Origin of the sequence: Mesorhizobium sp. M1322, from assembly GCF_040318085.1 — a bacterium.
Classification (GTDB): Bacteria; Pseudomonadota; Alphaproteobacteria; order Rhizobiales; family Rhizobiaceae; genus Mesorhizobium.
This window is the reverse complement of record NZ_JAMYLP010000079.1, coordinates 17,052-27,697: the sequence shown is the minus strand read 5'-3', so window position 1 is coordinate 27,697 and position 10,646 is coordinate 17,052. Positions and strand designations below refer to the sequence as shown.

Below are 10,646 nucleotides of genomic sequence, written 5' to 3'. Positions count from 1 at the left end.
CCCCACCGCCGCCTGCGGCGGCACCTCCCCCTCATGGGGGGAGGAAATACTCTTCTACGTTGCCTCCCGCGGTCATCATGCCGACATCGGCGGCACGGCGCCCGGCTCGATGACGCCGCTCGCCACCACGGTCGACGAGGAAGGCGTGCTGTTCGACAATTTCCGCATCGTCGATCGCGGCCGGTTCCGCGAGAAGGAACTGGAGACGCTGCTCACCGACCACTCCTACCCGGCACGCAATCCGCACCAGAACATCGCCGACCTCAAGGCGCAGATTGCCGCCAATGAAAAGGGCGTTGCTGAACTCCGCAAGATGGTCGCGCATTTCGGCCTTGGCGTGGTTGAAGCCTATATGGGTCACGTCCAGGACAATGCCGCCGAAAGCGTGCGCCGCGTGCTGGAGCGGTTGCCCGACAGTTCCGTATACGAGTATCCGACCGACACCGGCCAGGTGATCAAGGTCAAGATCTCGATCGACCGGCAGAAGCGTGAGGCGACCGTCGATTTCACCGGCACGTCGCCGGTCATGAAGAACAATTTCAACGCTCCCGAGCCGGTCGCCCGCGCGGCCGTGCTCTATGCCTTCCGCGTCATGGTCGAGGACATGATCCCGATGAATGCCGGCTGTCTGAGACCGATCAACATCATTATTCCCCAGGGTTGCATGCTGAAGCCGACCTACCCGGCCGCGGTCGTCGCCGGCAATGTCGAGACCTCCCAGCATGTCACCAATGCGCTGTTCGGCGCCATGGGCGCGATGGCCAACGCGCAGGGCACGATGAACAACCTCACCTTCGGCAACAAGCAGTACCAATATTACGAGACGATCTGCTCCGGCTCGCCGGCAGGCCGGATGAACAACGGTCGCGGCTTTGCCGGAACCTCCGGCGTCCACACCCACATGACCAATTCGCGCCTAACCGACCCGGAAGTGCTGGAACTGCGTTTCCCCGTCCTGCTCGAGGATTTCCACATCCGCGAAGGCTCCGGCGGCAAAGGCAAATGGAGGGCCGGCGACGGCACCGAGCGCACCATCCGTTTTCTCGAAAAGATGGAGTGCGCCATCCTGTCCTCGCATCGCAACCGCCCGCCACAAGGCCTGGATGGCGGCGGCGATGGCGAGGTCGGCTCGACCAAGGTCCACCGCAAGGATGGCCGCATCGAAGTCCTGAAGGCTTGCGACCAGACCGTGCTGGATGCCGGTGAAGCCATCATCGTGACGACGCCGACGCCCGGCGGATTTGGCGAGGCCTGAGCTCGCCTCAACAGACTGTCACCGGCCTGTCATAACGCTGCGCTACCCGCTTGCGCCAGAGCAAACGGGGAATCGCCTTGTCATGACGGATCTTTCCGGAGAACTGGTTTTTCGCCGCGGCAAGGAAGTTGGCAAGGCCGTCTACCAGAACCGCCCGCTGTCGAAGGCCGGCCTCTCCGAGCGGCTCTTTGCGTTGCTGTTTTCCGGCCTCGTCTACCCGCAGATCTGGGAAGACCCCGACGTCGACATGGAGGCGATGCAGCTTGGGCAGGGCCATCGCGTCGTCACCATCGCCTCGGGCGGCTGCAACATCCTCGCCTATCTAACCCGGTCGCCCGAGAGGATCGACGCCGTCGATCTCAACGCCGCCCATATCGCGCTGAACCGCATGAAACTCGAAGCGGTGCGACATCTGCCGTCGCAGGGTGACCTGTTCCGTTTCTTCGGCGCTGCCGAGACCCGTCACAATTCGCAAGCCTACGATCGCTTCATCGCGCCGCATCTCGACCCGGTCAGCCGCCATTATTGGGAACATCGCAACTGGCGCCGGCGTCGCCGCATCGCCGTCTTCGACCGCAATTTCTATCAGACCGGGCTGCTCGGCCTGTTCATTGCCATGGGCCATCGTACCGCCAGATTGTTCGGTGTCGACCCGGCCGGCATCATGGAAGCCAAAAGCCTCGCCGACCAGCGCCGCTTCTTCGACGAAAAGCTGGCGCCGGTCTTCGAAAGGCCGCTGCTGAAATGGGCCACCTCGCGAAAAGCCTCGCTGTTCGGGCTCGGCATTCCGCCGGCCCAGTATGATTCGCTGATCACCTCGGGCGACGGCACCATGGCCAGCGTGCTGAAGGCCCGGCTGGAAAAGCTCGCTTGTGATTTTCCGCTAGAGAACAACTATTTCGCATGGCAGGCTTTTGCCCGCCGCTACCCGAATCCCGGCGAGGCGGCGCTGCCCGCCTATCTCGAAAAGCGCAACTACAAGACGATCCGCAACAATGTCGACCGCGTCGCCATCCACCATACCAATCTGATCGAATTCCTTGCCGGCAAGGATGCCGCTTCCGTCGACCGCTTCGTCCTTCTCGACGCGCAGGACTGGATGACCGACGACCAGCTCAATGCGCTGTGGGCCGAAATTACCCGCACCGCGTCGAACGGTGCTCGCGTCATCTTCCGCACCGCGGCCGAACCTAGCCTGTTGCCCGGCCGGGTCTCGAATTCGCTGCTCGACCAGTGGAGCTATGCGGACGAGGCGTCGCGCGAATTCTCGGCCCGCGACCGTTCGGCCATCTATGGCGGCTTCCACCTTTATGTGAAGCAGGCCGCATGAGCACGACCAAACTGCCGGCCGGGCACGGTAAACCCCCGGCCGGGCACGGCAAACCGCCGGCCGGGCACGGCGAACCGCCGGCCGGGCACGCCGAGCTGATGGACGGCGTCTACCGCTGGCAGCGCCACATCTACGACCTGACCCGCAAATATTACCTGCTCGGCCGCGACCGGCTGATATCAGGGCTGGATGTGCCCGCCGGAGGCACCGTGCTCGAACTCGGCTGCGGCACCGGCCGCAACATCATCCTCGCCGCCCGCCGCTATCCCGACGCCCGCTTCTGCGGTCTCGATATTTCGGCCGAAATGCTGGAAACGGCCACGGCTGCCATTGCCCGCGAAGGCCTGTCCGGCCGCGTCAAGCTGGCGCGCGGCGACGCCACTGATTTCGACGCGAAAGCGCTGTTCTCTGTGGAAAGTTTCGACCGCATTTTTGTCTCGTATTCGCTGTCGATGATCCCCGGTTGGGAGAAGACGGTTTCCGCGGCACTTGCAGCCCTGTCGCCTAGCGGTTCGCTGCATGTCGTCGATTTCGGCCAGCAGGAGGCCCTGCCCCGCTGGTTCCGCACGCTGTTGCGCGGTTGGCTGAGAAAATTCCACGTCGAGCCGCGTCAATCCCTGCGGGACGTCCTGGAATCGGAATCTGCAAGAGTCGGCGCAACCCTTCGGTTTAGAACGCTTTATCGCGGTTACGCCTGGCTGGCCAAGATCGCCGTCTAGTATCAATGTTCTGATTTCTGCCGCGGGAAGGCTGCTCAGCTCCTCAGTAAGGTGGGGTTGAATTCGGCTAAATCACATTGCCATATGACCCAAGGAGTGGTACATCAGCTCATCGCTGGCAGCATAGGATGATCATCGGCTTTAGAGACGGATGGCTGCGGGCCTTCTTCGTGGATGACACTCACTCCCGCAACATTCCGTCCGATCTCGAAAGCCGCTTATTCCGCAAGCTCCAGATGATTGACGACGCAGTGATCGATCAGGATTTGCGTGTGCCGCCCAGCAACCATTTCGAGAAGTTGCGCGGCAATCTAGAAGGCTTCCATTCGATCCGTGTCAACAAACAATGGCGGCTGGTCTTCCGCTGGGATGGTGGCCGGGGTGAAGCGTCGGACATCTATCTCGACGACCACGGTTATAAGTGAGGTGAAGACATGTTGATGACCGCACGCAAGCCAGCAACGGTTGGCGAAATTCTTACCGAAGAATTCATGCAGCCACTCGGCCTGACACAGGCAACTTTGGCCGAAGCTATGGGCGTCCAGCGCAAGCATGTGAACGAATTGTGCAACGACCGCCGTAATGTGACGGCGGCAACCGCGCTCATTCTGGCGCGGGTGTTTGGTAACAGCCCGGATTTCTGGTTGAACGTCCAACGCCGCAGCGATCTTTGGGCGGTTATGAATTCGCCCGACGAGCGGGCGCGTGTTTATCGTGCAAGGCCTTTGGCGACAGCTGCATAGACTCCGCGGCGAGCGACCGCCGCATTCCTCTAATGCAGCGCCTTCACCAGCGCTGCCACCATCATCTGCGGCCGGTAGCCGAGCTTGGCCGGTGTCAGCCCAAGCCGCACCACCACCAGCTGCTCCGAGGGGATGATGGCGACGGTCTGCCCGTCATGGCCCTCCATCCAGTAGGTGTCCCCAGGCAAGCCCGCAGCAGTGCCGGCGCCGGGGCTCTCCTCGTCGCCCGGCCCCTCGATCCACAACTGGCCCCTGCCGTAGACTTTCGAAGCCGGTGCTGCTTCCCGCATCCAGCCAACGAAGCCGGCAGGCAGGATCTCCTTGCCGTTCCAGACACCATCCTGCAGCAGGAACTGGCCGAAGCGCGCCCAGTCGCGCGCGGTGGCGTAGAGATAGGACGAGCCGACGAACGTGCCGTGCTCGTCGGCCTCCAGCACCGCGCTCTGCATGCCGAGCGGGTCGAACAGTGCGACCCGTGGCCACGCCAGCGCCTCGTCCTTATCGCCGATCGCATCCTGCCAGAGCCGCGACAGCATCACTGCCGTGCCGCTCGAATAGGCAAATACCTTGCCCACCTCGCCGGTCAGCGACTTGGATCCGGCAAAGCCCGCCATATCAGGCTCGAGGTAGAGCATCCGCGTCACGTCGGTGACGTCGCCATAATCCTCGTTGAACTCCAGCCCGCTCGACATCGCCATCATATCGGCGAGACTGATGGCGGCGCGGCCGTCCGCTTTCCAGGGTCCGAACAGGCCCTGGTTCGTCATCACCATCTTGCCGTCCTTCACCACCGTGCCGACGATCGCGGCATTTACCGTCTTGGTCATCGACCAGCCAAGCAGCGGCGTCTTCTCGGAAAAGCCGTTTGCATAGCGCTCGGCGATGATGCGGCCGTTCTTGACCACTATCGCCGCCCGCATACCGGCGCCGGTCATTGCAGGATCGTCGAGGATATTCGCGATTTCGGGGTTCTGCGAGGCATCGACCTTGTCGCCCTCCGGCCAGAGTGCATCGAGCGGCGGCGCCGGTGTCAGCGCCGGCCCGGCGACTGCTTTGGCCGTGGCGATGTCGCCATCCGGAACCGAAGCACAGCCGAGCCCGTCTCGAACGACCGCGACGCTCTTGCCGAACACGCCGAACAGCCCCGCCCAAACCGTGCCCTGCTCCTTGTCGACGGAGACCCTCATCAGCCTGAGCAGCGGATGGCCCGGCGCCTGCACGTCGACGGCGAGCACCTGGTCGGCATCGCGTCCGGCGACGAAGACATTCGAGCAGACGATCTTGGCCGTATAACCCGAGCCGACGCGGATCAGTTCCGGCGGCGCGATGTAAAGCCAGGCGGCGAGTGCTGCGACCGCCAGCACGGCCAGCCCGAGCAGCCATTTCACCAGCCTCAGAGCAATCTGCATTTTCCGACTCCCCCCGGACGCTCATCTATGCCATCGATTTGCCGCCATTGCTTCGGCAAAATCGTGGTTCCTGTCGAGCGCCGTCAACGGAATATCAACCATGATCGGCGATCACCAGGGATAGGAGAGCGGTCTTGTGGGGCGATCGCTTGGGGGTACGGTCGAGGGACCACCTGCAGCAACAACCCATCAGCGGCCGGCTGAAACCGGTTCAGGAGTAGCGATGCGCCGTTTCGCGGCTTTCATCATGCTGACGCTGCTGGGCGCCTGCTCGACCGTCGACGATCTTGCGCCTCCCTCATCGAGCGCCCCGACCGTTGCGGTGCGCGCACCCCGTTTTGACGACTCCGACCCGCATGAATGGGACAGCGGCGCGCCATGGAGCTATGCCGTTCACGGCACCGACGTCTCCAAATACCAGACCTCGGTCGATTGGCCAGCGGCCAGGGCCAGCGGCATTTCCTTCGTTTTCATCAAGGCGACGGAAGGCGGCGATCGCTTCGACGAGTATTTCAACGAGCATTGGAGCGGCACGAAAGCTTCAGGAATCCCGCGCGCGGCCTATCATTTCTACTATTTTTGCACACCGGCCGCCACGCAGGCGCGCTGGTTCATCCAGAACGTGCCCAAAGACCGCTCGGCGATGCCGCCAGTTCTCGACATGGAATGGAACCCGCAATCGCCGACCTGCAAGCTGCGCCCCAATGCGGCCACGGTGCGCAGCGAGATGAGCACATTCCTCGAAATCGTCGAAAACCACTACGGCAAGAAGCCGATCATCTACACTTCGATCGATTTCTTCGACGACAATGGCCTGTCGGTTTTCCGCGACTATCCCTATTGGCTGCGTTCGGTGGCCGGCCACCCGCGCAAGAAATACGGCAGCCACCCCTTCACTTTCTGGCAGTACACCGGAACCGGTATTGTGCCGGGCATAAGGGGCAAAGCCGATATCAATGTCTTCAACGGCTCGGAAGCCGCTTGGAACAAGTGGCTGCGGCAGAACACCCGTTGACAGCGGGCCTGCCGCCTGCTTTTCGACACAGCCAGTGAAGGACGCCTGCAACCGCCGGTAATCTTCTCGGGAGGATGGCGATGCGATTGCGCTTGGAAATTCTCGCGGCGCTGTTTCTGGCCGCCACGGCGGCGCCGGCGGTGGCACAGCAATGCGGTGGCGATTTCGAAGCATGGAAGCAGGACGTGGCGGCGGAGGCCAGGAACGCCGGCGTCGGTACTGCCGGCCTTGAGGCGCTGGAAGAGGCCACCGCCGACGAAAAAGTGCTGGCGCGCGACCGCGCCCAGGGCGTCTTTACCCAGACCTTCATCGAGTTCTCGAACCGGATGATCTCGGGCTACCGGCTGAAGCAGGGCGCGGTCATCCTAAAACAATATGACGACGTCTTTGCCCGCGCCGATCGCGAATTCGGCGTTCAGGCCCCGGTCATTGCCGCCTTCTGGGCGCTCGAAACCGATTTCGGCGCCGTGCAGGGCGATTTCCACACGCTGAACGCACTGGTCACGCTCTCGCATGACTGCCGCCGCCCGCAACTCTTCCGGCCGCAGATCATGCCGCTGCTGACCCTCATCGATCGCGGCGTCGTGCCGGCCGATGTCACCGGCGCCTGGGCGGGGGAAATCGGCCAGACGCAGATGCTGCCGTCCGACTATCTCGGCCGCGGCGTCGATGGCGACGGCGATGGTCTGGTCGACCTTCGCAGCAGCGCGCCGGACGTGATCATGACCACCGCCAACAAGATCATGTCGCGCGGCTGGAAACGCGACCAGCCCTGGATCGAGGAAGTCCGCGTGCCCGACTACATGCCGTGGGACCAGACCGGCCGCACCAACAAGCTGCCGCTGACGCAGTGGGCTCAGTGGGGTATCACCAACCCGAATGGCACGCCGCTTGTCGACAACGGCCTGAAGGCAGGTCTCGCACTGCCCATGGGCCGCAAGGGGCCGGCCTTCCTCGTCTACGACAATTTCGACGTCTACCTCGAGTGGAATCAGTCCTTCACCTATGCGCTGACCGCGGCAAATCTCGCCGCGCGGCTGGCGGGTGCACCGCAATTCGACCCGCGCAATCCAGAACCCGGCCTCAACGGCGACCAGATGAGGGCATTGCAGACAAAGCTCGAGGCCAGAGGCTATGACGTGGGGACGGTCGACGGCATCCTGGGCACCAACACCCGCGAGGCGATCCGTAAGGAGCAGATGCGGCTAGGCCTGCCGGTCGACGGCTGGCCGACACCGGAGCTTTTGGGGAAGTTGTAGGTTAGTGAGTAGTGTGTAGTGAATGGAATTGGTTACTGACTACTGACTACTGACTATTCACTAATCCGCCATCGTCTCCAGGCTGGCAAACCCCTGCGGCGCGTCGCCCTCGTCGAACGGCGTCGTCACCTCGACGAAGGTGTCGGGATAGAAGCCGTTGAACCGTGTCCTCAGCGACAGCGAATAGGCGCCGATATGGCCGATCTCGATCCAGTCGCCAGTATCGACCGTTTCCGGCAACCAGAACGGCCGCGACAGGATGTCAACGGAATCGCAGGTTGCGCCGCAGACCTTGAACGGGACGATGGTCTTTTCCTCGCCATTGCGCGAGCGGATCGCCGGGTCTGGAATGAAGCGCGCCGGCAGCGTGATCTTGCCGGTCCATGAATCCGACAGCGACGCCCAGATGCCATCATTGATGTAGAGCCGCTTGCCCTTGCGCAGCAGCACGCGCACGATCAGCGACAGACAGCGCGCCACGATCACCCTGCCCGGTTCCGCCACCAGCGGCATCTGGTCGAACTGGTATTCCTTCAGATCGCCCGACAGCCGCGACATGATCTGGCCGAGCGACGGCATCTCGATCTGCTTGCGGTTGGGATCATGGCCGTATTCGGCCGGAAAACCGCCACCGACGTCGAGGCCGGCAATGTCGAAGCTGACGCGGTTGCGCACCCAGTCGGCCGAGGCCAGCGCCCGCTCATAGGTGTCGGGATCCTCGATCTGGCTGCCGACATGAAAGCACAGGCCGACTTTGTAGCCCGTCCGGTTCAGCCGTTCGGCCAGTTCGACCGCATTGGCCGGGCCGGCGCCGAACTTCTTCGACAGTTCATAGGCGGCCGATCCCTTCGTCTGGATGCGCACGAACACGGTGATCGCACCCGGATCGATATCGAGCGCCCGCACCACGCGGGTCAGCTTGGTGATCTCGTCCTCATGGTCGAGCGAGATGACGCGGATGCCATATTTCTCCAGCGCCAGCTTGATGTCCGACTGCGCCTTGACTGGATGCATATAGAGCATCTCGGCGTCGGGCGAGACTGCGCGCACGGCGGCGAATTCGCCGGGCGATGCCACGTCGAAAGCGCCGACGCCGGCCTCGACCAGCGCCTTCAGCACGATCTGCTCGCCGTTGGTCTTGACCGCATAGGCGGTCTTGCCGGGAAACATGCCCATGAACTGGGCGGCATCCGCCTTCAGCACCTGCGGGCGAAAGCAATAGATCGGATCGTCCGGGCGAAGCGCCAGCGCCGCTTCGCGCGCATTTTCGAATCGCTGCATGGACGAATCCCTTGACTTAGACTGCGCACAATTAATCCAACCTATGCGGGAATGAAAACAATTCTGTGTCTCGCGGCGCGGACGCTGTGGCGCTACGCCAGATGACAGGCCAGACGACAGGAAAAGCTAGCCCACCGATCTGGTTTCGGGTGGCCCTTGCCATCAAACAGGATATGGCCTGAACAGACGCCTGATTGGCTTGGCATTCAGAGCCACAGGGAGGACGGTCCATGGCGATCACAACCACGACGGCAATGCGCGGACCCATGGCCCTGAAAGACTGGGCACAGCTTCTGCTGCTCGGTGCGATCTGGGGCGGCTCGTTCTTTTTTGCCCGCATTGCGGTTGCCGAGATTCCGCCGCTGGTGCTGGTGCTGTTTCGCGTCGCCATCGCGGCGCTGGCGCTGCATCTCTATCTCGGCCTGCGCGGTCCGTCCTTCCGCCTCGCCTTGCCGCATGCCGGCCTGTTCTTCCTGCTGGCGCTCGTCAACAACGTCATTCCCTTTTCGCTGATCTTCGCCGGCCAGACCGAGCTTGGCGCCGGTGTCGCTTCGGTGCTCAATTCGACGACGCCGTTCTGGACTCTGATCCTCGCCAACGCGCTGACATCAGACGAAAAACTCTCCTGGAACAAGCTTGCCGGGATCGCGCTCGGCATCGTCGGCACGGCGGTGATGATCGGTCCCGGCCTGCTTGCCGGGCTGGGCGGACCGGTCTGGGCGAAATTCGCGCTGGTCGGCGCATCGCTGTCCTATGCGGTTGCCCTGATGATTGCCCGCCGCTTCAAGGGCGTGCCGTCACCGGTCATCGCCACTGGACAGTTGACCGCCTCGACCATCATCATGATCCCGATCGTGCTGCTTAGCCATGGCACTGCCAACCTGTTTTCGGCCTCGCCGCCAGTTTGGGCGGCGGTGTTGGGGCTGGCCCTGCTGTCCACCGCCTTCGCCTACATCCTCTATTTCAACCTCGTCGCCTCGGCCGGCGCCACCAACGCCTCCCTGGTCACGCTGATCGTGCCGGCCAGCGCGATCCTGCTCGGCTTTCTGTTCCTGGGCGAACGGCTCGAATTCTTCGAGCTAGGCGGCATGGCGCTGATCGCGCTCGGCCTCGTCACTATCGACGGCCGCCTGTTCGGTCGCCCGCGATGAAGCTTCGCATCCAATTGGACGCGCCAACGACGCTCTAACTCATGGAATCTTTGCATGGACCCGAAAATCGATTCCGATTTTCGGCAGCGGTAGCGCTGCCATATCCATCGCTGCCCCAGCATCGTCACATTTTATGCACAGGTCCGAAGCGGGATTTTGCCCAAGAGTTTCAATGTCTAACGGCAAAGAGCCGGTCGTGAATTCCACAATGTCGTCGCATTGCAGCATATTTTCCGCTTGCCTGTGGCACAAATGACCCTAGACTCTGGCCATAGCTCTTTAAGAGGAGGCTATGACGTGGGACTCACGAGGCCAATCAACGCATTGATGATCTGTGCTGCGTTTGCATTCATCGGAGCCCTGATAATGGGCTTTCTTCCGTAGACCCGCCAAAGCAACGGAAGATCAGCACCGAATAGTCCAAAGTCATCGAAAAGGCCGGGTTTTTACCCGGCCTTTTTGCATTTCGAGAGACTTGACCGAG

Annotated in this window: 10 protein-coding genes; 8 read left to right on the top strand and 2 right to left on the bottom strand. The window is 62.4% G+C overall.

Going from position 1 to position 10,646, the window contains the following annotated elements; all coding sequences use genetic code 11:
• The 5 genes from NKH12_RS23600 to NKH12_RS23580 all read left to right on the top strand — a co-directional run.
• Window positions 1–1,255: hydantoinase B/oxoprolinase family protein (locus NKH12_RS23600; protein WP_352955352.1), on the top strand; the 1,255-nt coding region annotated here is incomplete at its 5' end.
• An 82-nt stretch (window positions 1,256–1,337) separates the two neighbouring features.
• Complete coding sequence (locus NKH12_RS23595) at window positions 1,338–2,585, top strand: BtaA family protein (protein ID WP_352955351.1); 1,248 nt, start codon at window positions 1,338–1,340, stop codon at window positions 2,583–2,585.
• Window positions 2,582–3,304: a class I SAM-dependent methyltransferase gene (locus NKH12_RS23590; RefSeq protein WP_502910836.1), complete on the top strand. Its 723-nt coding sequence runs from the start codon at window positions 2,582–2,584 to the stop codon at window positions 3,302–3,304. The genes NKH12_RS23595 and NKH12_RS23590 overlap by 4 nt, the downstream gene beginning before the upstream one ends.
• Window positions 3,305–3,432: 128 nt before the next feature.
• Entirely contained in the window at window positions 3,433–3,729 is a 297-nt protein-coding gene (locus tag NKH12_RS23585) for a type II toxin-antitoxin system RelE/ParE family toxin (RefSeq protein ID WP_352955350.1), read from the top strand.
• 9 nt (window positions 3,730–3,738) lie between these two features.
• A complete protein-coding gene (locus NKH12_RS23580) occupies window positions 3,739–4,047 on the top strand; it encodes a HigA family addiction module antitoxin (RefSeq protein WP_352955349.1) in 309 nt (102 codons plus the stop codon).
• 29 nt (window positions 4,048–4,076) lie between these two features.
• Here NKH12_RS23580 and NKH12_RS23575 read toward each other — a convergent pair whose 3' ends face one another.
• Window positions 4,077–5,456, bottom strand: a complete 1,380-nt coding sequence (locus tag NKH12_RS23575; protein WP_352955348.1) for a serine hydrolase domain-containing protein — start codon at window positions 5,454–5,456, stop codon at window positions 4,077–4,079.
• Between the two features lie 223 nt (window positions 5,457–5,679).
• Between NKH12_RS23575 and NKH12_RS23570 the strand changes: the two genes are divergently transcribed.
• Window positions 5,680–6,471: a glycoside hydrolase family 25 protein gene (locus NKH12_RS23570; RefSeq protein ID WP_352955347.1), complete on the top strand. Its 792-nt coding sequence runs from the start codon at window positions 5,680–5,682 to the stop codon at window positions 6,469–6,471.
• A gap of 80 nt (window positions 6,472–6,551) precedes the next feature.
• Complete coding sequence (locus NKH12_RS23565; protein ID WP_352955346.1) at window positions 6,552–7,730, top strand: lytic murein transglycosylase; 1,179 nt, start codon at window positions 6,552–6,554, stop codon at window positions 7,728–7,730.
• A gap of 60 nt (window positions 7,731–7,790) precedes the next feature.
• On the opposite strand, the gene NKH12_RS23560 is transcribed toward NKH12_RS23565, so the two are convergent.
• Entirely contained in the window at window positions 7,791–9,011 is a 1,221-nt protein-coding gene (locus tag NKH12_RS23560; RefSeq protein WP_352955345.1) for an alanine racemase, read from the bottom strand.
• 230 nt (window positions 9,012–9,241) lie between these two features.
• On the opposite strand from NKH12_RS23560, the gene NKH12_RS23555 reads away from it, so the two are divergent.
• The gene (locus tag NKH12_RS23555) at window positions 9,242–10,162 is read left to right on the top strand and encodes a DMT family transporter (RefSeq protein ID WP_352955344.1); all 921 of its coding nucleotides are present in this window, start codon (window positions 9,242–9,244) and stop codon (window positions 10,160–10,162) included.
• The last annotated feature ends 484 nt before the right edge of the window (window positions 10,163–10,646 follow it).

Excerpts from the sequence above, each read along its gene's own strand:
- NKH12_RS23595 (WP_352955351.1), top strand. The coding sequence starts at position 1,338 with ATGACGGATCTTTCCGGAGAACTGGTTTTTCGCCGCGGCAAGGAAGTT.
- NKH12_RS23590 (WP_502910836.1), top strand. The coding sequence starts at position 2,582 with ATGAGCACGACCAAACTGCCGGCCGGGCACGGTAAACCCCCGGCCGGG.
- NKH12_RS23585 (WP_352955350.1), top strand. The coding sequence starts at position 3,433 with ATGATCATCGGCTTTAGAGACGGATGGCTGCGGGCCTTCTTCGTGGAT.
- NKH12_RS23580 (WP_352955349.1), top strand. The coding sequence starts at position 3,739 with ATGTTGATGACCGCACGCAAGCCAGCAACGGTTGGCGAAATTCTTACC.
- NKH12_RS23575 (WP_352955348.1), bottom strand. The coding sequence starts at position 5,456 with ATGCAGATTGCTCTGAGGCTGGTGAAATGGCTGCTCGGGCTGGCCGTG.
- NKH12_RS23570 (WP_352955347.1), top strand. The coding sequence starts at position 5,680 with ATGCGCCGTTTCGCGGCTTTCATCATGCTGACGCTGCTGGGCGCCTGC.
- NKH12_RS23565 (WP_352955346.1), top strand. The coding sequence starts at position 6,552 with ATGCGATTGCGCTTGGAAATTCTCGCGGCGCTGTTTCTGGCCGCCACG.
- NKH12_RS23560 (WP_352955345.1), bottom strand. The coding sequence starts at position 9,011 with ATGCAGCGATTCGAAAATGCGCGCGAAGCGGCGCTGGCGCTTCGCCCG.
- NKH12_RS23555 (WP_352955344.1), top strand. The coding sequence starts at position 9,242 with ATGGCGATCACAACCACGACGGCAATGCGCGGACCCATGGCCCTGAAA.